The 22,619-nt window shown below is 64.0% G+C and carries 21 protein-coding genes; 12 read left to right on the forward strand and 9 right to left on the reverse strand.

The annotated features are described in order from the left end of the window. Nucleotide 1 precedes the first annotated feature (1 nt). Complete coding sequence (locus RCH14_RS07015; RefSeq protein ID WP_343025423.1) at nt 2-2,494, reverse strand: TonB-dependent receptor; 2,493 nt, start codon at nt 2,492-2,494, stop codon at nt 2-4. Nucleotides 2,495-2,744: 250 nt separating this feature from the next. Between RCH14_RS07015 and RCH14_RS07020 the strand changes: the two genes are divergently transcribed. Next, nucleotides 2,745-3,644: an alpha/beta hydrolase gene (locus RCH14_RS07020; protein ID WP_343025424.1), complete on the forward strand. Its 900-nt coding sequence runs from the start codon at nt 2,745-2,747 to the stop codon at nt 3,642-3,644. Between the two features lie 826 nt (nt 3,645-4,470). Here RCH14_RS07020 and RCH14_RS07025 read toward each other — a convergent pair. The 4 genes from RCH14_RS07025 to RCH14_RS07040 all read right to left on the reverse strand — a co-directional run bounded on the left by RCH14_RS07025 (nt 4,471) and on the right by RCH14_RS07040 (nt 6,806). Then, nucleotides 4,471-4,965, reverse strand: coding sequence for a hypothetical protein (locus RCH14_RS07025; RefSeq protein WP_343025425.1), 495 nt, complete (start codon nt 4,963-4,965; stop codon nt 4,471-4,473). 11 nt (nt 4,966-4,976) lie between these two features. Further along, nucleotides 4,977-5,153, reverse strand: a complete 177-nt coding sequence (locus RCH14_RS07030) for a hypothetical protein (protein WP_343025426.1) — start codon at nt 5,151-5,153, stop codon at nt 4,977-4,979. A 355-nt stretch (nt 5,154-5,508) separates the two neighbouring features. Further along, nucleotides 5,509-5,979 carry an N-acetyltransferase gene (locus tag RCH14_RS07035; protein WP_343025427.1) on the reverse strand — a complete coding sequence of 157 codons (471 nt, stop codon included), beginning with the start codon at nt 5,977-5,979 and terminating at the stop codon, nt 5,509-5,511. Between the two features lie 131 nt (nt 5,980-6,110). Next, nucleotides 6,111-6,806 (reverse strand): hypothetical protein, encoded by a 696-nt coding sequence (locus RCH14_RS07040; RefSeq protein ID WP_343025428.1) that lies wholly within the window; start codon nt 6,804-6,806, stop codon nt 6,111-6,113. Between the two features lie 165 nt (nt 6,807-6,971). Between RCH14_RS07040 and RCH14_RS07045 the strand changes: the two genes are divergently transcribed. From RCH14_RS07045 to corA, 3 genes are all read left to right on the forward strand, one after another. Continuing rightward, on the forward strand, nt 6,972-7,523 hold the full coding sequence (locus RCH14_RS07045) for a GNAT family N-acetyltransferase (protein ID WP_343025429.1): 552 nt from the start codon (nt 6,972-6,974) through the stop codon (nt 7,521-7,523). 190 nt (nt 7,524-7,713) lie between these two features. Then, nucleotides 7,714-9,324 (forward strand): RimK family protein, encoded by a 1,611-nt coding sequence (locus RCH14_RS07050; protein ID WP_343025430.1) that lies wholly within the window; start codon nt 7,714-7,716, stop codon nt 9,322-9,324. Nucleotides 9,325-9,474: 150 nt separating this feature from the next. Further along, nucleotides 9,475-10,455 carry a magnesium/cobalt transporter CorA gene (gene corA, locus RCH14_RS07055; protein ID WP_343025431.1) on the forward strand — a complete coding sequence of 327 codons (981 nt, stop codon included), beginning with the start codon at nt 9,475-9,477 and terminating at the stop codon, nt 10,453-10,455. 15 nt (nt 10,456-10,470) lie between these two features. Here the strand turns inward: corA and RCH14_RS07060 are convergent, their stop codons facing one another. Beyond that, the gene (locus RCH14_RS07060) at nt 10,471-10,755 is read right to left on the reverse strand and encodes a sensor histidine kinase (protein ID WP_343025432.1); all 285 of its coding nucleotides are present in this window, start codon (nt 10,753-10,755) and stop codon (nt 10,471-10,473) included. Between RCH14_RS07060 and RCH14_RS07065 the strand changes: the two genes are divergently transcribed. The 5 genes from RCH14_RS07065 to RCH14_RS07085 all read left to right on the forward strand — a co-directional run bounded on the left by RCH14_RS07065 (nt 10,730) and on the right by RCH14_RS07085 (nt 17,150). Continuing rightward, nucleotides 10,730-10,957: a glycoside hydrolase family 97 C-terminal domain-containing protein gene (locus RCH14_RS07065; protein ID WP_343025433.1), complete on the forward strand. Its 228-nt coding sequence runs from the start codon at nt 10,730-10,732 to the stop codon at nt 10,955-10,957. The genes RCH14_RS07060 and RCH14_RS07065 overlap by 26 nt on opposite strands. Nucleotides 10,958-11,106: 149 nt before the next feature. Beyond that, nucleotides 11,107-12,258: an MFS transporter gene (locus RCH14_RS07070; protein WP_343025551.1), complete on the forward strand. Its 1,152-nt coding sequence runs from the start codon at nt 11,107-11,109 to the stop codon at nt 12,256-12,258. Nucleotides 12,259-12,304: 46 nt separating this feature from the next. Next, nucleotides 12,305-13,138, forward strand: a complete 834-nt coding sequence (locus RCH14_RS07075; RefSeq protein WP_343025434.1) for a PhzF family phenazine biosynthesis isomerase — start codon at nt 12,305-12,307, stop codon at nt 13,136-13,138. Nucleotides 13,139-13,317: 179 nt separating this feature from the next. Then, nucleotides 13,318-14,076 carry an N-acyl amino acid synthase FeeM domain-containing protein gene (locus RCH14_RS07080; protein ID WP_343025435.1) on the forward strand — a complete coding sequence of 253 codons (759 nt, stop codon included), beginning with the start codon at nt 13,318-13,320 and terminating at the stop codon, nt 14,074-14,076. A 134-nt stretch (nt 14,077-14,210) separates the two neighbouring features. Then, nucleotides 14,211-17,150: an EAL domain-containing protein gene (locus RCH14_RS07085; protein WP_343025436.1), complete on the forward strand. Its 2,940-nt coding sequence runs from the start codon at nt 14,211-14,213 to the stop codon at nt 17,148-17,150. Between the two features lie 129 nt (nt 17,151-17,279). Here RCH14_RS07085 and RCH14_RS07090 read toward each other — a convergent pair whose 3' ends face one another. Then, nucleotides 17,280-17,873, reverse strand: a complete 594-nt coding sequence (locus tag RCH14_RS07090) for a PEP-CTERM sorting domain-containing protein (protein WP_343025437.1) — start codon at nt 17,871-17,873, stop codon at nt 17,280-17,282. Between the two features lie 165 nt (nt 17,874-18,038). After that, the gene (locus tag RCH14_RS07095) at nt 18,039-18,422 is read right to left on the reverse strand and encodes a DUF4124 domain-containing protein (RefSeq protein WP_343025438.1); all 384 of its coding nucleotides are present in this window, start codon (nt 18,420-18,422) and stop codon (nt 18,039-18,041) included. 192 nt (nt 18,423-18,614) lie between these two features. Between RCH14_RS07095 and RCH14_RS07100 the strand changes: the two genes are divergently transcribed. From RCH14_RS07100 to RCH14_RS07110, 3 genes are all read left to right on the forward strand, one after another. Beyond that, on the forward strand, nt 18,615-19,607 hold the full coding sequence (locus RCH14_RS07100; RefSeq protein ID WP_343025439.1) for a 2-hydroxyacid dehydrogenase: 993 nt from the start codon (nt 18,615-18,617) through the stop codon (nt 19,605-19,607). 89 nt (nt 19,608-19,696) lie between these two features. After that, nucleotides 19,697-20,149 (forward strand): hypothetical protein, encoded by a 453-nt coding sequence (locus RCH14_RS07105; RefSeq protein ID WP_343025440.1) that lies wholly within the window; start codon nt 19,697-19,699, stop codon nt 20,147-20,149. A gap of 79 nt (nt 20,150-20,228) precedes the next feature. Next, complete coding sequence (locus tag RCH14_RS07110; RefSeq protein WP_343025441.1) at nt 20,229-21,197, forward strand: threo-3-hydroxy-L-aspartate ammonia-lyase; 969 nt, start codon at nt 20,229-20,231, stop codon at nt 21,195-21,197. Between the two features lie 51 nt (nt 21,198-21,248). Here the strand turns inward: RCH14_RS07110 and RCH14_RS07115 are convergent, their stop codons facing one another. Beyond that, the gene (locus tag RCH14_RS07115; protein ID WP_343025552.1) at nt 21,249-22,538 is read right to left on the reverse strand and encodes an ATP-binding protein; all 1,290 of its coding nucleotides are present in this window, start codon (nt 22,536-22,538) and stop codon (nt 21,249-21,251) included. Between the last annotated feature and the right edge of the window lie 81 nt (nt 22,539-22,619).

A 22,619-nucleotide genomic window follows, 5' to 3' on the forward strand; every position in this document is an offset into this window, starting at 1 on the left:
CTCAGAACGCGTAGGTGGCGCGGCCGTAGATATAGCGGCCCGAACGACCGAACGGCGCATACGTCGAGAACGGCGTGTTGCCAGTGGTGTTGATGGATGGCGGCTGCGTTTCTGGATACTGATCGAACACGTTGTCCGCGCCCAGCGCCAGGGTCAGCTTCGGCGTGACGGCCAGGCGGCCTTCCAGGTCGACCGTGGTCTTGGCGCCCATCTCGAAGTCGAACGCCGCGGTGGTGCCCGGCGAGAGCACTTCGCCGTAGCGCGTGGCGCGCAGCGTCGCGCCCCACTGGCCCAGCTTCCAGTTCACGTTGGCGCTGACCTTGTTCTTCGGCTGGCCTTTTTCAAGCGACAGCACGTTCAGGCGATCGAACAGCACCGGCGCCGGGCTCAGGCTGGAGAGCTGCGTCGTGGTCGGCGTCTTGGTCACTTTGGTGTCGGTGAAGTTGGCCGCCAGCGTGAAGTCCAGCTTGCCCGCGTCACCGGCGTTGTACGGCATGCTCAGCACGATGTCGACGCCCTTGGTGGTGGTGTCCACGCCATTGATGAAGAAGCGCCCGCCACCCACGCCGATGAAGCCCTGGCTGGCGATGTAGTTGCGTACGTTCGTCTGCGTCAGGTTCTCGGACAGGATGATGCGGTCGTCGATGTCGATGCGGTAGGCGTCGACCGTCAGGCTCACGGCGCCCAGGCGCATCACGGCGCCGAGCGACGCGTTGATCGATTTTTCGGCGTCGAGCGGCTTGGCGCCCAGCGCGACGGCGACCGGATCATCCGGGCGGAAGGTCGTGATCTCGAACGGCACGCCGTTGATGAAGTTGGTCGAGGTCGCGGTGAAGTTCTGCTGCTGCGGCGACGGTGCGCGGAAGCCATTCTGGATCGCGCCGCGCACGGCGAGGTTCGGGTTGAAGTCGTAGCGCAGCGCGAGCTTGCCGGCCAGGCTGTTGCCGAAGTCCGAATAGCGCTCGCCGCGCAAGGCCACCGATGCCAGCAACTCGGGCGTGACGTTCGCTTCGAGGTCGACGAAGGCGCCGATGGCATTGCGGTGCGCATCGACTTCGTTCGATGGCCGGAAGCCCGGGAACACCTGGGCGCCCGGCGCCGTCGGCGTACCGTTCGGCAGCAGCGCGCCGCCGAAGCTGTACGACTGCTCTTCGCCGGCGAACAGCTCATAGCCTTCGCGGCGCGCTTCGATACCTACGGCCACGTTCAGCGGCGACGAGAACGACGCCATCTCGACGCTGCGCACGCCGGTCAGGTTCAGCACCGCCTGGTCGTACGAATAGCCGCCCGCGTAGAACGCCGTCTTGCTGGTCGGGCCAAGCGAGCGGTTCAGCGTGTTCTCGATGGTGTAGTCCATCTTGTTCTTGCCGTAGCCGAGCGAGGCGTCCATGTCCCATGCGCCAGCAACCCAGGTCACGCCGCCGGTGGCCGAAAAATCTTTCACGGTCGGCGAGATCAAAGGCAGGAAGCCGTCCGGGTAGATCGACTGGATATTGCGCGCATCCTGCGGAATGCGGGCATAGCCGGCCGACGTGGCATCGCGGTCCTGGTAGCTCGCCCAGCCGTATACCTTGACGCCACCGCCCATGTCGTTGCCGGCGTTGGCAAACAGCGTGGACTGCTTCATGTCGGGTTCGCCCGTCCACGCATTGAAACGGTTGATCGTGTTCTCGCGCGGATCGAATGCGCCATTGACACGCGCGTACTGCTGGCGCATGTCGTAGCCGGCACGTTCGGTGCGGTTCTGGTCGCGGAATTCGCCGGCGATGGTCAGGTAGCCGGTCTCGCCCAGCGCCAGGCCTTTCCAGATGCTGACCGTGGCGCTCTGGCCGTCGGTGCGCTTGCGCGATGCCGGGGCGGTCCAGGTGCCGCCGGCCGGCGGCGCTGCGTTGTAGAGATCGTATTCAGTCTTGTTCGCGCCATAGTTGACGGTCGCTTCGCCGCCCGTGCGGTCGGTGCGCAGGCGCATGTTGACGACGCCCGAGATCGCGTCCGAGCCGTATTGGGCTGCGGCGCCGTCACGCAGCACCTCGACCGTTTTGACGATCGCGGTCGGGATCGTGTTCAGGTCGACCGCTGCCGAACCGCGGCCGATCGAGCCGTTCACGTTCACCAGCGACGACGCATGGCGGCGCTTGGAATTGACCAGCACCAGGGTCTGGTCGGGCGACATGCCGCGCAGCGTCGCAGGGCGGATGGTGTCGGTGCCATCGGTCAGCGCAGGACGTGGAAAGTTCAGTGAAGGCAGGGCCATCGACAGCGCCTGGGTCAGTTCGGTGCTGCCCGAATTTTTCAGGGTCTCGGCCGAGATGACGTCGACGGGTGCGGTGGTATCGAGCACGGTGCGGTTGGCCACCCGGGTGCCGGTGACGACCACGGTCGCGGATGCTGCGGTAGTCTCGGCTTGCGGCGCCTCCTGGGCGTGGGCGAAGCCTGCGCACAGCGCGGCAATGGCAAGGGCAACTGCTGTCTTTTCCGTCTTTGCTCTCTGCATGGTGCAATCCTTTTTGTTCTGATGCGGTAGTCCACTGGGAAGGTCGAGGCCGGAACCTCGATTCCATACTGGACAGCGCTTGACGGGGTGTCAATTCGTGCTAATCGCGAATGACGTAATTACAACAGTGGCCGAATGTCAGGTTCGTGTAAGGACAAAAGCGCACGCGCGGACCGGTCTTTTTTTTTCATGCCGGTCCCGTGTATATTCGATCTTGCGGCAGCACGCCGCTTACCGGATACGAAAAACGATGACCGCACTGTTCCCCCATTTTCGCGCCCTGCAGGTCGAGGTCGAAGCCGACCCGACCATCACCATCAACGCCATCGTCGGTGGTTCCGGCCCGCCGCTGCTGCTGCTGCACGGCCACCCGCAGACCCACGCCATCTGGCACCGCGTCGCGCCGCGCCTGGCCGAGCACTTCACGGTCGTGGCCTGCGACCTGCGCGGCTATGGCGATTCGTCCAAACCGCAGGGCGCGCCGGACCACGCCAACTACAGCAAGCGCGCGATGGCGGCCGATATGGTGGCGGTGATGCAGTCGTTGGGATTTGCCACGTTTCGCGTGCTGGCCCATGACCGTGGCGCGCGCGTTGCGCACCGGCTGGCGCTGGACCATCCGCAGGCCGTCGAGCGGATGGCGCTGCTGGACATCGCGCCCACGCTCGCAATGTACGAGCAAACGTCGGACGCGTTTGCGCGCGCCTACTGGCACTGGTTCTTCCTGATCCAGCCGGCGCCGCTACCCGAGCGCCTGATCGAGGCCGACCCGGCTGCTTACGTGCGCGATGTGATGGGCAAGCGCAGCGCAGGCCTGGCGCCGTTTGACCCGCGCGCGCTGGCCGAATACCAGCGCTGCCTGGCCTTGCCGGGCGCCGCACACGGCATCTGCGAAGACTACCGCGCCGCCGCGACGATCGACCTTGAGCACGATCGGATCGATCGCGATGCCGGGAACGGCCTGGCGCTGCCGCTGATGGTGCTGTGGGGCGAGCAGGGCGTGGTCGGGCGTTGTTTTGATCCGCTTGCGGAGTGGCAGCGGGTGGCCGCTGATGTGCAGGGCGGGGCGCTGCCGTGCGGGCACTATATTGCCGAAGAAGCGCCGGATATGCTGCTTGAACGGGTGCTGCCGTTCCTCGCGCAACGCTGAACCGGAGGATAAACAGCATCGAGATAGGCAGTCGATATCTGCGCAGTAGTGACCCTCACCGAATGCTAGGGGGAGTGGCTTGTCGGCGAGCACGAAAAACTTGCGCGATCGCCCTAGCATATAGCGATCACGAATGGTATTCGCGAAAACACGCTTGGTGTCTGCTTGAATAAAAAACGACAGCTAGCATGCGATTCTGTGCGAGCGCCTTGTTGGCCAGTAGATCCGTCGGTGGAAACCTGACCGGCCAGGCTGCCGTCGCCCCCTTGCTCCGCGCGCACCAGGTCGACGTGGCTCAGCTCACCGCCAACGATGACGGTAGCGCTGACGACATAGAGGCCTGCTAAAGTGCACCTACTTGCTCTCCCGAGACCGCATAGTCCGGGTCCGGGTTAGGAGGGAGATAACTTTGACCATGTCGGCGTTGTTCTAACATGGCACGCTAGGAATCCCCTTTCCACTGATTAGATCGACACCGACCCAGCACCGATAGCCCATGCCTGTCTCAGAAGCCTTGAGCGCTGTGAAGGTACACTGAACTGCCCCTTTCGCCCGCTCACGGTCGCCGTTCGACGTGCTGCACATATCTTGCGCACGTGTGTCGGGACCAATCGAGTCAAAAATTTCCTTGGCCGCCTGCCCTCTGAGCAGGATGCTCAATTTGCGATCTTTAGCCGTAGGGGCCTCACTGTACGCGACAGTTTCACCGGAAAATATCCGATAATTTGCCCCGGGTATCGGAGTCCACCCTCCTTGCGTATCGGACGCCAGCGCAGACAGCGTGGCCAATCCGCACACGGCGATTGCTGAGATAGCGCGTCGCATATCATCCCCTTAGTCCGACATGAAAGTGGTCGTGATGGCCCCGCATAGGGCGAACGAACGGTATCGACATGTCGTTGAACCAGACCACTTGGACTGGTGTGAACGCACGAAACAACTCGATAATTTTGGTAGTTGCTGCTCGGTCATACTCTGGAGAGAAGCAGCTTACCGGACATTCGACGCCGTCTTTGCGAATAGGCCGTAAGTCAACTTGTAGCCCATCCAAATGAGTAGCATGCTCGCCATCGTCGCGCATGTCGGCTCGGCTGATATTGCCAACACCAACGCGGCGCGGATCTATCTTCTGCCATTCGTGCGCTACACGCAGGATGGCGGTCATCATGATCGGGTGGGCGTATTGGTACCCGCCACGATCAGGTCTTTTATCCATCGTGCCGTAGGTGTAATAACCAACATCACGAGCCGCTCGCGGCAGCATGAAGAACCCGCGCGAATCTTGGGTGGGCCGCAGCGGATCAGGTTTCGGGTCAGTCATGATTACTCCAGCTAAGCGCACGATGTGTTGCAGGACAGATCCCATCCATCAGCAGTTTGGCCAACTACGCCGCCGCCGATTCTCTGCTGCGAGTTTTCCCATTTCACTTTGCTAAATTGCAGGGAGACGTGGTCAAGCAGAAGCATCCCCTCGATCGCCTCGATATGCAAATAGACGTTGATCGCCATGTTGAGCTTTCAAGAAATGGGGAGATAGCCAATTTTGAACTCATCCCTTGCAGCGAAATTTGGCGTGCCACAAGGTAGTCCGCGTTGTTGCTCGGACTCCAGTCCGCCGAGATGCGACGCTTGAAGGTCGGTGTACTTCGCCAGAACGTCTGGATAAGGTACAACTTAATTGCTGAGCTACGCGACCAACTCTCGGTGCGGCGACTGTGCAAAGTCCTCGAAGTGCATTTAAAAGGCTTCCATGCCTGGCGGCTAAACCCTGAACGCAAGCGTGATCTCCGCACATTGATAAAGAGTTTGAGCTGCACCAGCGGCTCGACAGCCATTGACGCCAGCGCCGGGCCCGGCAAACCGGTTACAGACCCAGGATCCTGCGCAGCCGCAGCGCGTCCATGCCGTCGTGGTAATACGCAGCATGGCGCCCGAATGCAACGTAGCCGCGCTGGCGAAACAGCGCGAGCGAGGCGGTGTTGTCTGTCCGGACTTCGAGGCGCACTTCCATGCAGTCGTGGGCCGCAGCCCAGTGCTCGGCCGCAGTCAGCAGGCGCGCGGCCACGCCGCAGCCCAAGTGGGCCGGATGCGTGGCCAGGGAATAGACGCGCGCACCGCGCCAACCGGTGCGCAGCAACAGCAGGATGTAGCCGCGCACGGCGGCGCCGTCCACGTCGACGACCGTCACACTGTTGGCTTGCGTGAGCAGGTAGCGAAAGCGGCGTCGGTCGAGCCGGTCGCCGGGAAAGCTGGCGTTTTCAATGGCCACCAAGGCCACGATGTCGCTCGTTGTTGCTAGTCTGATGGCGCTGTCCGTGTAGTCGTTCGTAGGCACGTCTGCTGCGCGTCGCGCGGTAGGACCATCAGGTGTTGCGTGCCGCACGGTCACTCCCTTCGCGTTGCAGTCTTACTGATAAATGAATTGCAAATAGTGACGCGCCGCGCGTAAAAACGGCGTCATCACCTTCAGCGCCAAAGCGCATGGGCCGCGCCCATCTGCGCTTGCATCGAATGCGCCAGCGTCGGCAGCGTGGCGTAGACCTCGTCGTACAGCGCGTGCATCTCGGCGGCGGCGTCCGGGTCGCACGCCGCAGCATCCGACACGCAGCGCCCGATGCCGTAATCGAAGGCGGCTGGCGCGTGCAGGACGGTCGAGGCCAGCGTGGCGTTCTGCACCCGACTCAGGTGCGCGAGCACGGCGGCGCGCTCGTTGGCGTCTGGCCCGGTCGGCCCGCTGACGGCGACAAACAGCACCCGCAGGTCCGGATTCACTACCCGCGCGCCGTTCAGCCGGGCCAGCAGGCGGTATTGCAAGTCGAGGTCGAGCGCGCCGCCCCGCACTGGCACCACCACCAGGCGGCTGGCTGCCAGCACGCAGCGGCAACCGTCGGTATCGCGCGCACCGGCGTCGATCAGGATGTCGTTGAACAGCGGGCGCAGCGCGGCCAGGCGCGTTTCGACGGCGCGACTGCCCACCTGGCGCGTGTCGATCCAGGGCCGCACGCCAGCGCTGCTGCGGTCATTGCACCAGTCGCTGTCCGCGCCCGCGGCGGTGGTCATCAGGCATACGCGTCTGCCGCTGCGCGCGCGCAGGACGGCCAGGTTGCGCGCCACGACGGTGCGCTCAGGGGTGCCGTGCTGGTTGACGATGGCGATGATCATTGAAACCCTCCGAATCTGAATCGATGGTCACCAGCGTAGCGGGGCGCCCGTAAAAACAGGACAAAAGGGGCGGGCGCGCCCGTCAATGCCGTGTATACGCGGCCTGACGCGGCCTACGGAGCAGGGCTAAGCTGGGCGCTTTTCCATGTCGAAGCGAACCACGCCATGATCCCGATCGACCCTGCCAGCCTGGTGACGCGGCGCCTCTACCTGCGCGTGCCAACGGACGCTGACACGAACGGCCTGCTGGCGCTGTATGGCGACCGGGAGGTGATGCGCCACTGGAGCCACCCGGTGTGGACATGTCCCGCGCAAGCGCGCGCGGCGATCGCCGAAGCGCAGACTGACCGCGCATTGGGCAGCGGGCTGCATCTGGTTATTGTCAGCCGCAGCGACGGCGCGCTGGCGGGCAGTTGCGCGCTGTTCGACATCCATCCGCAGCACCGGCGCGCCACGCTCGGCTATCTGCTGGCGCCGCCGTACTGGGGGCAGGGCCTGGCCGGCGAAGCCGTACGCGCACTGCTGGCGCACGGCTTCGATGTGCTCGACCTGGCTCGCATCGAAGCCGAAGTCGCCCCCGGTAACGGCGCATCGACGGCGCTCCTGGTGCGGCTCGGGTTTCGCTGCGAAGGGCTGCTGCGCGCGCGCTGGCGTGTCGATGGCGAGGCGCTCGACGTTCAGTTATGGGCCTTGCTGCGCGCCGAACGGGCTGCATGAAATCTGCGCGAGGTGGTTGCGCCACCTCGCAGCATCGCTTCCGTGATTGCCGCGTCATTTACGCGGGCTTGTCGCGCTGCGCCGTTTTCTTTACGGGGTTTTTACGGGCCAGTCGCTACAGTCTCGACAGCGCCGGCCATCGTGCCAGGCGCCCGCTTCGATCCACCCCTGATCAACTCCGATACCTCCCATGACCACGCTTCGCATGATTTCCCCCGCCGTCACGGCGACCCAGGCAGCGCCTGCCGAACCCGAGCCCGATGCGCCCCGAACGCGGCGCGCGGCCACTGGCGCCGCTGCGCCAGGCTTTCTGATCATCGTCGACCGTGCCGGCGACTGGCGCGCCGCGCAAGTCGGCTGCACCGTCATCGAAGCCGAGGACTTCCTGGCCGGTCCCGCGCTGGACGAAGACCTCATGGTCATCAACCTGTGCCGCAGCTACAAGTACCTGTCGGTCGGCTACTACTGCTCGCTGATGGCCGAGGCGCGCGGCCAGCAGGTGCTGCCATCGGTGAAGACGATCAACGACCTGTCGCGCAAGGCGATCTATTCACTCGACACGGGCGAACTCGATCGCGCCCTGAATGATGTGCTGGGCGCCGACGGCAGCGCCCCGATGCCGGTCGAGTTTTCGATGGATATCCGGTTCGGTCGCACCGACTACACGCCGTTGGCGGCGGTGGCGCGCAGCATCTTCGCGACCTTTCCGGCGCCGCTGATGCGGGTCGAATTTACGCGCGGCGGCGAACGCGGCGAAAAGTGGCATATCGCCGCGATCCGGACCCAGGGGCTCAAGACGCTCGGCGAGCATGGCCGCGCGGCCTGCGAGGCGGCCCTCGGTGCATTCGCGGGCTTGCCACCGCCAGCGCCCGGCGCGCGGCGCTACCGCTACCGCATCGCGGTGCTGCACGATCGCGATGAAGAGCTGGCCCCAAGTAATACGGGTGCGCTGGCGCGACTTGGCGCAGTGGGGCGCGAATTGGGCCTCACGATCGAGCTGATCGGGCGCCAGGACTTTGCGCGCCTGGCCGAATTCGATGCGCTGTTCATCCGCGAGACCACGGCCGTCAACCATCACACCTACCTGTTCGTCAAGAAGGCCGAGAGCGAAGGGCTGGTGGTGATCGATGACGCCGGCTCGATCCTGCGCTGTACCAACAAGGTGTACCTGGCCGACCTGCTGCGCCTGCACGGGGTGCCCACACCGCGCACCTTCACGCTGCAGCACGCCGACGCCGAAGCGCTGGCCGCGATCGAGGCGCAGATCGATTATCCGATGGTGGTGAAAATCCCCGATGGCGCTTTTTCGCGCGGCGTGATGAAGGTGAGGGATGCGCTTGAATTCACCCGCGTGGCCGAAGAACTGCTGCAGCAATCGGCGCTGATCCTGGTGCAGGAATACATGTTCACCGAATTCGACTGGCGCATTGGCGTGCTCAATCGCCAGGTGATCTTTGCCAGCAAATACTGGATGTCCAAGGGCCACTGGCAGGTCGCCAAGCGCGACGCCAATGGCAAGGCCGAATTCGGCATGGCAAGCGCCGTGCCGCTGGACGAAGCGCCGGCCGACTTGCTGGCCCACGCGCTGCACGCGGCGAATCTGATTGGCGATGGCCTGTACGGCGTGGACATGAAGATGACGTTGCTCGGGCCGGTCGTGATCGAAGTGAACGACAACCCGAATATCGATGCCGGCGCCGAAGACAGCGTGCTCGGGGACGAGTTGTACCGGATCGTGCTGCGCGAATTCGTGCGCCGGCTGGACGTGCTGCACCGCCCAGTGCCGGGCGCGTCGTGCTGACAGCTTTGCCGCATTTTTGACAAAATTTTTACGCGGCGCTGCGTAGAATCGCGGCCACGATCAATTTCGCATGACGAGACCGCATGACTAGCCGACGAGACATCGCCAGAGGGCGCAACCCTGGCCAGCGCGCATTGAAGGAGCCGATCAGTGAATGAAGTGGCCGCGCGCATCAACTGCACCGTGTATCGCAAGGGCGTCAAGCTGGAAGAGATCCGGATCGAGGACATCAGCGTCGCGCTGGAAGACGACGACGCCTTTGTCTGGCTCGGCCTGTTCGAACCTGACAAGGAACTGATGGACATGGTGCAGGACGAATTCGACCTGCACGACCTGGCGGTGGAAGACGCGCGCAAGGCGCACCAAAGGCCCAAGATCGAAGAGTATGGCGAGAACCTGTTCGTCGTGCTGCATACGGTGTCGCTGTTCGACCAGACGATCCAGTTTGGCGAAACGCACGTGTTTGTCGGGCCGCGCTTCGTGATGACGATCCGGCATGGCAAGTCGAACGGGTATCGCGCGGTACGCGAACGCGCCGAGAGCGTGCCGGCCAAACTCGCGACGGGCCCGGGGTACGTGCTCTACACGATCATCGACTTCATCGTCGACCACTACCAGCCATGCATGGATATGCTGCAGGACCGGTTCCGCCAGGTGGAGAAAGCGTTGTTTCTACCGAATCCGTCGTCGGATAACCTGGAAGAATTCTACAACCTGAAAAACGAGCTGCTGTCGGTGCATGCGGCGGCTGCGCCGTTGATCGATATCTGCAACGAGCTGCTGCGTTTTCACGGCGACATCATCCCGGCAGAAAACCGTATCTATTACCGGGATATCCTCGACCATGTCGCGCGCGTGACGCAGACGGCAGACCGGATCGGCGAGATGATCAATGCGGCCATGCAGGTGTCGCTGGCGCAGGTGACGATTCGCCAGAATGACGTCGTCAAGCGTCTCGCCGGCTGGGGCGCGATCCTGGCGGTGCCGACGATGGTGTTCAGCCTGTACGGCATGAACTTCCAGCACATGCCGGAGCTGGCCTGGCGCTGGAGTTATCCGGCGGTACTATTCGGGATCTTTGCCTGTTGCGCGCTGTTGCACCGACGCTTGAAACGCGTCGGCTGGCTGTAGACACCGCTCGAAAAACTACCCCACGGCGCCAGTCAACGTGATGGTCGCGCACACCCCGCGCCCATGCTCGCCATCCTCCAGCGAAATCGCGCCGCCGTTCCTTGCGGCCCCCCGTTCAGCAATCGCCAGCCCCAGGCCGGAGCCCGGTTGCTCCTGCCCCGGCACGCGGTAAAAACGCTCGAACACCTTGTCGCGCAGGTCGGGCGCAATGCCCGGCCCGCCATCACAGATCGCCAGCCGGTAACCCGGCGCGGCGCGGGTCAGGCGCACCGCGATGCGGCCATCCGGCAATGCGCGCACGCTCGATCTGCCATTGTCGTTCCTCGATGCCGGCAAGTCGTATGTGGCCGAAATCTACCGCGATGGCAACCAGGCGGATTACCGCAGCGAGCGGCGCTTCGATCTGGTGATCGACAAGCGTACGGTCAAGAGCACCGACACCATCAGGATGGTGCTGGCGCCGGGCGGCGGACAGGCAATCCGGCTGGTGCCGGCCGGCTGACCGACCATTAGTCAAAGAACCGGCGCCCGCGGGCGCCGGTTTTCGCATATCCTGTCGGACTGTTCTGTCCACCAGCGTCGTCCATGTCCACATCTTCCTCGCCGTCCAGCACCACCACCCCAGCCACCCCGGTCGCCTCCGGCGCCGTGATGCAGATCCTTCTCTCGGTTGCCTTTGTTCACCTGCTCAACGATTGTGTGCAGGCAGTGCTGCCGTCGATCTACCCGCTCCTGAAGCACGAATTCAACCTGACCTTTACCCAGGTCGGCCTGATCACGCTGACATTCCAGTGCACCGCCTCGCTGCTGCAGCCGTGGATCGGCCTGTACACCGACAAGCGGCCGATCCCGTTCCTGCTGCCGGCCGGGATGTGCGTGACGCTCCTCGGGGTCGGCCTGCTGGCGTGGGCCAACAGCTATCCGATGCTGCTCGTAGCTGCCGGCATGATCGGCGTGGGCTCGTCGACCTTCCACCCGGAAGCCTCGCGCGTGGCGCGCCTGGCGTCGGGCGGGCGCTTCGGGTTTGCGCAGTCGGTGTTCCAGGTCGGCGGCAATGCCGGCTCGGCCCTGGGGCCACTGCTGGCGGCGGCAATCGTCGTCGGGCGCGGCCAGGCCGAAATCGCCTGGTTCATGCTGCTGGTGCTGGTCGCAGTGGCGGTGCTGGTGGGCGTGAGCCGCTGGTACAGCAACCACTTGATGAACATGGTCAAGAAAGCCGCGCTCCATGCCGGCCCGGCGCTGCCGCGCAAGAAGGTGATCCAGGCGCTGGCCGTGCTGGCGCTGCTGGTGTTCTCCAAGTACATCTATATGGCGAGCCTGCAGACCTATTACACCTTCTTCCTGATCGAGAAGTTCAAGCTGCCGGTGGGTACCGCGCAGATGTACCTGTTCCTGTTCCTCGCATCGGTGGCGCTGGGCACGTTCGCGGGCGGGCCGATCGGTGACAGGATCGGGCGCAAGCGCGTGATCTGGTTCTCGATCCTGGGCGCGGCGCCATTCACGATCGCGCTGCCGTACGCCGACCTGTTCTGGACCGGCGTGCTGTCGGTGATCATCGGCCTGGTGATGTCGTCGGCGTTCTCGGCCATCGTCGTGTTTGCGCAAGAGCTGGTGCCGGGCAAGGTCGGCCTGATCTCGGGCATCTTCTTCGGCCTGATGTTCGGCATCAGCGGCGTCGGCGCGGCCGCGATGGGCAGCATCGCCGACGTGCACGGCATCGCGCAGGTGTACCAGATCGCCTCGTTCCTGCCGCTGCTGGGTATCCTGGCCGTGCTGCTGCCGCGCATCGACGCCCGGCGCTAGCGGCCTGCCGCTATCATGGGTGTTTCCAACGACTGAGGAATCACCCATGCTCCAGGAGATCGAACGTATCGCCGCCTTTGACGACCACGGCCAGGGCGGCAATCCGGCCGGGGTCTGGATCGGCGCTGCCTTGCCGCCGGCTGCGACGATGGCGGCCATCGCGCGCGACGTCGGCTTTTCCGAAACGGCGTTTGCCGCGCCCGAAGGCGAAGGCTGGCGCGTGCGGTATTTTTCGCCCGCCTCCGAAGTGCCGTTCTGTGGCCATGCGACGATCGCCCTTGGCGCCGCCCTGGCGCGCAGATATGGCGCTGGTCGCTTTGCGCTGACCCTGAACGCCGCCGCGATTACCGTCGAGGGCAGGCAGGATGGCGCGCGGCTGCAGGCGGCGCTGCAATCCCCACCCACCCAGAGCCGGCCGGCGCCCGCCGCGCTGGTCGATGCAGCGCTTGCGCTGTTTGGCTACGGGCGCGCCGACCTCGATCCGCGCATGCCGCCCGCATGCATCCACGCCGGCGCCGATCACCTGTTGCTGGCACTGTCCAGCCGCGCCGCGCTGGCACGGATGGATTACGTGCTGGCCGCTGGCCGGGCACTGATGCAGGCGCACGGCCTCGTGACGATCGTGCTGGCCTGGGCCGAACACGATCAGCTGTTTCATACGCGCAACGCTTTTGCGTCGGGCGGCGTGCTGGAAGATCCTGCCACGGGCGCTGCCACGGCGGCGCTGGCCGGCTATCTGCGCGATCTCGGCTGGTCCCACGGTGGCCGGATCGAGGTGGTGCAGGGCGAAGACATGGGCATGCGCTCGCTCATCACGGCCGACTTTGGCAATGACATCGGTGGTCCGGTCCGGGTCTCGGGCAGCGCGCGGATGCTGTGACAGCGACGGCCATCATGCTGGACGCATGGCGCCTGCAGGGTGGCCATTTAACCTGGTTCCTCGCTCATTGAAACTGAAGGTGAAAAGTAGGCCTGCTCAGCAATTAGATTGTGCATATGGCGATTGATAATTGAATCCAGTCAATTTCTGTTTCATTCAATCAACCCAGGAGCCTCGCCATGGAGCAGTTTTCCGCCGCCGTCAACAACCCAGCCACGCTGTCGCGACCACGTCCGGTGCGTCCCCCGGTCGCCGGCAGTGTGACTGAACGATTGCCGTTCACGATCCGCCGGGTGGAGACCGAGGCCGACCTGCAGAAGGCCGTGCGGATTCGCCACGCCGCCTATGCGCGCCACGTGCCCGATTTCGCGCGGACCCTTGCGCAGCCTGAAGCGGCTGACTACGACGCCGACACCATCGTGCTGCTGGCCGAGTCCAAGCTCGATGGCACGGCGATCGGCAGTACCCGCATCCGCACCAACCTGCACCGGCCGCTGGGTGTCGAAGAATCGGTCGTGCTGCCCGACTGGCTGCAGGGCAAGCGGCTGGTCGAGGCAACCCGGCTGGCGGTCGATGAAGGGCGGGTGGGGCGTATGGTAAAGATTGCCCTGGTCAAGGCGTGTTTCATGTATTGCCAGGATAACGCCATCGACTTCTCGGTGGCGACGGGCCGCCCGCCCGTTGACCGGCAGTACGAGCAAATGCTGTTCGTCGATGTGTTCCCGGAAGATGGCCTGGTGCCGCTGCGCCATGTCGGCAATATCCCGCACCGTGTGATGGCGTTCGAGATCGCCACCTTCCAGCAGCGCTGGACCGAGGCGCGTCATCCGATGCTCGATTTCTTCTTCAACACGCTGCATCCGGACATCGACATCGGCCCTGTCGTACTGCCATCGGTACCGGACTGGTCGGAGCTGGAAGAGCTGGCCGTTGCCTGAGCTCTGCTGCACGGCGCGACATCGACGCTTGTTCAACTACGAAGGGCATGACGGCACTACGCTAAAGCTGTATCCTTGCGCTTTAAGAGCCGTCGTTGTCCGCACGGTGGTCACGCGCATTACCAAGGCCGCTCATGCCCAAGCTTTCCCATCAGTTCGGTGCGTCGTTGCCAGCCACGTTACAAGCGGCGGTCGAACTGATCCTCAAGATGTTTTCGTACTACCTCATCCCGATCGGGATCGGGGTGGTTTCGTTGATCGCGCTCGTTTTCTGGCACGACGAATACCGCACGAGCGGCGACGTGCCGCTGACGATGCACGTGCTGCCCGATCCGGCCGGCACGTTCAATCCGGCCAGCGCACTCGGGCCGACGCGCGAGCGCCCGCTGACCAATACCCATGACACGCATCTGTCCGAAGCACCGGTCTGGTTCGTCGTCGAACCGATGCCGCGCCCGGGTGCACAGGTGCTCGAGTTCCCGTCGCGCCATGCGCTCGATATCGCCTGCTGGAATGCCGCCTCGTTGGCGCCGCTGGGCACCGCCAGCCGCAGTCAAAGCAGTAGCCTGCTGAGCGCCGACAAGGCCGGCTTTGCGCTGAACGTCGCGCAGTTGCCGCGCCAGTTGCTGTGCCGTGGCACGTTCGCGGGCCCGGCGCGCCTGACGGTCGTGCAGTGGCCGGTCGAGCAGTACGCGCTGTCGGTCAAGCAGTACCACCGCAAGTCGGGCCTGCTCGACGGCGGCATGATCGTGCTGGCCCTGTTTATCCTGATCACAGCCCTGATCAACCGGCAGCCGGTGTACGTCATGTTTGCCGGCTGGCTGATCCTGAACCTGCGCGTGGGCGCGCTGTCGGCCGGCTGGGACATCCAGTGGCTCGGCCAGGCGGTGCCGTCGGAGTGGTTGCTGCGCAGCCGCGCCCTCACGTTCACGATGTACGGCATCGCGACGCTGACGCTGTACCAGGCGCTGCTCAAGGACCACCTGGCCGAGATGCGCTACGTGGTACCGATGCGCGTCATGCAGTGGCTCTGCATGCCGATGCTGGCCGCCGCCATCCTGGTCCCGTATGGCATGTACCTGCCGCTGATGTGGGGCATCCTTGCGTGCTGCTTCTCCCTGATGACCATTGGCCTGTTCAAGATCATCGTCGAATCGCGCACGCGGGTCGCGGCCTGGTTCGCGGCCTCGTTCGCCGTCACCTTCATGGCCTCGCTGGCCGAAGTCGCGTCGGCCGCGTTCGGCATGCGCGAGCTGCTTGGCGTGATCAACAGCGTCACCGCCGCGCTCGCCTCGAGCCTGCTGGCGGCGCTGGCCGTGGCCGAGCAGATGCGCATGGAAACCGAGAAGCGCCAGGAAGCGCAGGAAGAACTCGAGCATGCCTACCTGGCAATGCCGGTAGGCCTGTTTACGCTCGATATCTATGGCCACTTCCTGAGCGTGAATCCGGCGCTGCAAAAGATGCTGGGCATGACCGGCTTCACGGCGGGCCGTACTGCGTGGCGCCAGTTCTTCACTGAAGCGAGCTGGTCTGCCCTGCACGAGCAGGTCCATGCGAAAGTCGAAGCCGAAATGGAACTGACGAGCCGCGACGGCGGCCAGCGCTTCCAGGTCAGCGCCACGCTGGCCCGATCCCGCATCGAGGGCGTGCTGCAGGACACCACCGAAAAACACAAGGCCACCGAGCAGCTGCGCTTCATGGCCAACAACGATCCATTGACCAAGGTCTTCAACCGGCGCGGCATCGAACGCGAGTTCAGCAATGCCAGTGCGAGCCTGGCCGCCGGTCGGCCAATGGCGCTGGCGTACGTCGATCTCGATCGCTTCAAGCTGATCAACGACCTGTTCGGACATGGCGCCGGCGACGAGGTGCTCAAGCAGGTCTGCGAACGGATGGGCGCGATGCTGGCCGGCGGCCAGCAGCTGGGTCGCGTGGGCGGCGACGAATTCGTGATCGTGATGCCCGAGACCGCCATTGCGCTGGCCTCGATCATCATGCGCGGCATTGTCGACCGGCTCGGCAGTACGCCATACCGCGTGGGGGACAAGGCCTTCCATGTGCGCGCGTCGGTCGGCCTGATCGAGGTGGTGCCGGGCATGCCGATGAAAGACGCGATCTCCACCGCCGACCGCGCCTGCCGCGAAGCCAAGACCGGCGTGGGTGACGGCATGGTCGTGTACGAGCGTGGCGCCGATGCATTCCGCCAGCGCGCCGCCGAACTCGACATGGTCGAGCGCCTGTCGGGGCCTGGAGCGACCGACGGCCTGCTGCTGGAAATGCAGCCGATCATGTCGCTGCGCGCGCCGCTGGAATCGCTCAATTTCGAAGTGCTGCTGCGCATGCGCGAGCCCGATGGCCGTGTCGTGCCGGCCGGCGCCGTGATTGTCGCCGCCGAAAAAAGCGGGCGCGCGAGCATGATCGATCGCTGGGTGCTCACGAGCACGCTGGCCTGGATCGCCGAGCACAACGACGAGCTGGTCAATACCCGTTTCGTCTGCATGAACCTGTCGGGCGCATCGCTCAACGATGAGCGCTTCGTGCAGGACACGTTCGACATTCTCGGCCGCTACGTGCACGTGGCCAGCCGCCTGTGCCTGGAAATCACCGAAAGCGTGGCCTTGCACGACCTGGACAACACGCGCCGCTTCATCGACCAGGTGCGTAGTTTTGGCGTGAAGGTGGCGCTGGACGACTTCGGCGCCGGCTACACATCGTTCTCGTACCTGAAAGAGTTACCGGCAGACGTGCTCAAGATCGATGGCAACTTCATCGTCAATATCAATGCGCATCCTGCCAACGTGGCGATCGTCGAGGCCATCGTCAGCCTGGCGGTGAACCTGGGCATGAAGACGATCGCGGAATGGGCCGAGGATGCCGCAACGGTCCAGACGCTGCAGGAAATCGGTGTGGATTATGTGCAAGGGTTTGTCGTGGCGCGCTCGATGCCGCCCGAACGCTTGCTGGAAGGGCGCTCCAGCGCCAGCTTCATCCAGGACGCCGCCTTGCTGGCGCTGCTGAGCGAGTGGGACAAGCCGCCAACGTCGCACTTGGCCAGCGTGACGCGCTTGCATTAGTCGGCAACCTGCACGGCGAACAGACAGCGCCACGGTGTGCCAGCCGCTCATCCAATAAAAATGCCGTTCAGTTTTCACTGAACGGCATGGCCTACTGGTGGGCGACTGGCTGTGTTGATGCAGTGTCGCTCAGGCTACAGTCTTGACGGCATGGCGGCGGCGGCGGGCCGTATAGCCCATCAGCGCCAGGCCAGCACCCATCAGCAGGCCACTTGCTGGTTCCGGCACTTCACCGCCAGGCGGGACATCAATGGCATTGGTATTGAATGTGATGGTGCCGAAATTCCAGACGCCATCTGGCGAAATCCCCGCATCATCGAAGTCTTCGTAAAATTCGAGGCGCAGGATGCCATCGGCATCCACGCTGAAGCTCAAGCCCTCGGCCGCCAGATCCACCACGTCCGTGAATGTTTGCGTGCCGGCCTCGTCAAGGCCAAGACCCGGGTTGAGAAGGACGCCATCCGTAAAAGCGTTGTTGGTGAACGCGAAGCCCATTTCAGACAACCAGCTGGGGGCGAATGCGGTGACGTTGAAGTTGTAGCTGATACTGGTGATGGTCGCGTTGGCGCCAACATTGATTTCATAGACATCGTTCCCTTCGCTACCGAGCTCACCAATACTCTGTGCGCCGGCAACGTCAAACGTGAAGGGCGTGGCAAAGGCAGAGGTGCAGGCAAGAAGTGACAGGCCGGCCAACAGTTGTTTGAGTGAGCGCAGTGACAAGATAACCTCCGATAAGTGTGTGCTTATCAGACATGCAAGTAACGTGCCAATCAACAAGAACTTAATATGTTATTGATTTAGCTGCCTATTTTGACCAAGCTCAAGTCAAATAATAATTCAGTGTAAATTGTATCGACAGTTTCTTGTTGAAGCGGTAGGCCAGGCTCAATCAAGGCCCGCCAACGCTGGCGTCGAACGCACGTCGCTCAGCACGAACTGGGCACGTGCTGCCTTGAGGGTAGCGATGTCACTGGCCAAGGGCCTGGCCGCGACACGCGGGATCGGCACATGGATTCGCCGCGATGCACGCGGGGGTGGCAGTACGCTGGCGTCAGCCACCAACGGATGGGCATGTACACGCGTGACGCCATCGTTGGCGGGTTCGCTGGACATGCGCACGGTGGTGGCGCCGGTCTCGCAAGGGCGATCGGTCAGGGTCACGCGGCCTGCCCCGTCGAGACACTTGACGATGCTGGTCTCGGAAAATGCGACTGGTGCAGCCATCGTGGTGACGGCCAGGAGGCACAGTTGGCAGATATGACGCTTCATGATCGACTCCCCGGTTCAGATATAAATTCAACAATTGAATTGTCTTATTTGCATCATTGCGCTTCTGTGCGCCATTTCACATTTACTTGTAGGCCTGCGCGCCGTTCATTTGCCAGCGTACGACGGTAAGTCTGTGCTTATGGCGGGCAAGGGCGTATAACGGCTTGACCATCACCCAGCCAGGAGAATCGTTTGAAAACAGCCGTATTCAGTGCACGTCGCTATGACAAGACCATGCTGGCGCAGGCCAACGATGGCGTGGGCCATGCGCTGCTGTTCATCGAAGAGCGCCTCAGTGTCCAGACGGCGAGCCAGGCTGCCGGGTATGTGGCAGTCTGCGTGTTCGTCAACGACACCGTCGACGCTGCGGTTCTGGAGATCCTCGCGCGGCAGGGCACGCGCCTTGTGGCCACGCGTTCGACCGGCTACAACCACGTCGACACGGCCGCTGCGCGCCGGCTCGGCATCGAGGTCGTGCGCGTTACCGATTATTCGCCGAATTCCGTGGCCGAGTTCGCCGTTGGCCTGTTGCTGGCCGTGAACCGAAAGATCGCGCGCGCCAGCGTGCGCACGCGTGAAGGCAACTTCGACCTCGACGGGCTGATGGGCTTTGATTTGCACGGCAAGACGGTCGGCGTGATCGGCACCGGCAAGATCGGGCTGATCTTCGCCCGTATCATGGCCGGATTCGGGTGCACGCTGGTGGCCCACGACCTGTATCCGACGCCGGCATTCGAAGCGCTCGGTGGACGTTACACCAGCGTGGACGAGCTGCTCGCCTGCAGCGACGTCGTCTCGCTCCATTGCCCGTTGCTGGAATCGACGCACCACATCGTCGATGCCGCGGCACTGGGGCGCGTCAAGCGTGGCTGCGTGCTGATCAACACCAGTCGCGGTGGGCTGGTCGATACCGACGCCGTGGTCCAGGCGCTCAAGACCGGCCAGCTGGGCGGGCTGGCCATCGACGTCTACGAACAGGAAGCGAGCCTGTTCTTCCAGGACCTGTCGTCGACGATCATTCTGGACGACGTGATCCAGCGCCTGGTGTCGTTCCCGAACGTGATCGTCACCGGCCATCAGGCCTTTTTCACGGTCGAAGCGATCGGCCAGATCATGCGCACCACCATCGACAGCATCAGCGCGTTCGAGCGCGGCGAAGCGCTGGTCAACCGCATTCCCGGCTGATGCCGCGTGCATGAATCGCCCCGCTTGCTGGACAGGTTACCCAGCCTGCGTTACGGTGCCAGGGTCAAGCCAGCCACAGGGGGGAGCACATGCACATCGAAACGGTCCGCTTCGAGCGGGTATTCGACGTCCAGTCGGGGATGTTCAGTTTTGAAGCGGGCGGCAAACGCGAGTTTGCCGTGGCATTCGATCACGAGAGCGTGCCCAATGCAGGATCAACCTTTGCCGTTGCGCTGAGCGAACCAGGTAACTGGCAGAAGGTACTCGGCTGGCGCGATCTGTCCAGCCCCACTGTCGGACTCAGATACAGCGCCTGGTTCATGGCAATCGATCTGCTGCTGGATACGTACTTCATCGGCATCGTAGTTCTCGCCGCAGCCCTGCTGTTCGGCGGCCCTTGGGCGGCTCTGGTGGCGTTCATTGCGATGGCGCTGGGTGCGGTCGCCCTTGTCGTCGCCAGCGCCGTGCGCAACCGCCAGATCGAGCGGGCGCTGCTTTCCGTCTCGCCGCTTCAGTCGGGCACGGTGAACGTGCCGGTTTGACGAGCCTGTTGGCGCTCGCTAGACTGTCGGGTCTTCCGAATGGCTTCCCGCTACCCCCGCCCCTGAAAGGACCGCCCGCATGACCATGCTCCAGCTTCCCACGTATGACGACGTCGTCCAGGCCGCCGAACGCATTGCCGGGGCCGCGCACCGCACGCCGGTGCTGACCTCGCGCACCGTCAACGAGGAGTTCGGTGCCGAGGTATTTTTCAAGTGCGAAAACATGCAGCGCATGGGTGCATTCAAGTTCCGGGGCGGCTACAACGCGCTGGCCAAATTCGGTCCGGAGCAGCGGCGCGCCGGCGTAGTGGCTTTCTCGTCGGGCAACCACGCACAGGCGATCGCGCTGTCGGCGCGGCTGCTGGCCATGCCGGCCACGATCATCATGCCGGAAGATGCGCCAGCCGCGAAGGTCGCCGCCACGCGCGGTTACGGCGCCACTGTCGTCACCTATGACCGGTACACCGAAGACCGCGAGCAGATCGGCCGCGCACTGGCCGAGCGCGATGGCCTGACCCTGATCCCGCCGTACGACCACGCGGACGTGATTGCCGGGCAGGGCACGGCGGCCAAAGAATTGTTCGATGAGGTCGGCCCGCTCGACGCATTCTTCGTCTGCCTGGGCGGTGGCGGTCTGCTGTCGGGCTCGGCACTGGCCACGCGCGCATTGTCGCCGGGATGCCTGCTGTATGGCGTCGAGCCCGAGGCGGGGAACGATGGCCAGCAATCGTTTCGCACCGGGCAGATCGTTCATATCGACACGCCGCGCACGATCGCCGATGGCGCGCAGACGCAGCACCTGGGTCAGCTGACGTTCCCGATCATCCAGCGCGACGTCGACGACATCCTGACCGTCAGCGACGACGAACTGGTGGCCTGCATGCGCTTCTTTGCCGAGCGCATGAAGATCGTGGTGGAGCCGACGGGTTGCCTGGGCTTTGCGGCGGCGCGCAAGATGAAGGACAGCTTGCGCGGCAAGCGCATCGGTGTACTGGTCAGCGGCGGGAATATCGATCTGGCCCGGTTTGCGAGCCTGATCGGGGCCTGAAGCCCTGAACCATCTGGCGGCCACAGCCGCCAGCAGCGGGCAAGAGTGGCTTCAGGCCGCCAGCGGCAACGCCACCTGCAGCAGGAATCCGCCACCTTCGCGGTTGCTCACTTCCAGCCCCGCATTGTGGCGCGTGAGCACCCGCTCCACGATGGCCAGACCCAGGCCGGCGCCATTGGCCTGGCCCCGCGCGCTATCGAGCCGCGTGAAGGGCTTCATCAGCTGCGCGATCTGGTCCGGCGGCACGCCGACGCCATGGTCGCCGATCTCGATCACCGCGCGCCGGCCGTGGCCCGTCGCTTTCACGCGCAGCACGATGTCGATCTCGGTGTAGTCCTGCCCCGGCGTGATGCCGTAGCGGCGGGCGTTCTCGATGATGTTGTTGATCACGCGCCGCAGGTCGGTTGCGTTGCCCAGCACGTGCACGTCCGGCATCAGATCGGTCTTGATGTGCAGGTTCTGGATGCGGCCCGCGTCACGGCCCACGTCCTCCAGGAGCTCGGACAGATTCACGGGCACGAAGGTGGCCGCCTCGGTCGGCTTGGCGTAGTCGAGGAACTGGCCGATGATGGCGTCCATCTGCGCGATGTCCGACTGCATGCCGTCGCGCGCTTCCTGCGACAGGTTGGCCATCTCGACCTCGAGGCTCATGCGCGCCAGCGGCGTGCGCAAGTCATGCGAGATGCCGGCCAGGATCACGGCGCGGTCCTTCTCGACCTGGGCCAGGTCTTCGACCATCTGGTTGAAGCTGCGATTGGCTTCGATGATCTCTTGCGAGCCTTTTTCGGGCAGCCGCGCCGGGCGCTCACCCTTGGCGATGGCGCGCGCGGCCGACGTCAGTCGCGCCAGCGGACGATTGACGAGGCTCGAAATCAGCGCTGCGCCCAGCACCGACAGCAGGCCGACGACCACTGCCCAGCCCAGCCACTGCACGCGCGTCAGGCCCGCCAGGCGCTCGCGCTCGAGCATCAGCCAGTATTTGTCATCCTCGATATTGAAGCTGATGTAAAAGCCGGGCACGCCGTTCACGCCGCTGGAAAAGCGCGTGTCGGCGCCGAGCCGTTCGCGCACGATGGCGGCGATCTCGGGCATCAGGGGATTGTGCGGCGGTGGATCGATGACGTCGGTGTCTTCGAGGGTGAAGATGCGGATGCCTTCGTTCGAGGCCAGCTCGAGCAGCAGTTCGAGCCGCAGGTCGGGCGCCGAATGCGTCAGTGCGGCCTTGGTGATGGTCACCACGGATACGACGGTTTCGGCCGTCTGCTGCACTTGCGGGCCGCGCTGGTAGACGTTGATCATGCCGATCCAGGCACCCATCGAGACGGCGGTGAGCACCGACATCAGGAAGAACGTGCGCCAGAACAGGCCGCTCTTGAACCAGGCAAAGCGCACGGCGCGATGCGCCGCAGCGAGCGACGTAAA

Origin of the sequence: Massilia sp. MP_M2, from assembly GCF_039123635.1 — a bacterium.
Classification (GTDB): Bacteria; Pseudomonadota; Gammaproteobacteria; order Burkholderiales; family Burkholderiaceae_D; genus Telluria.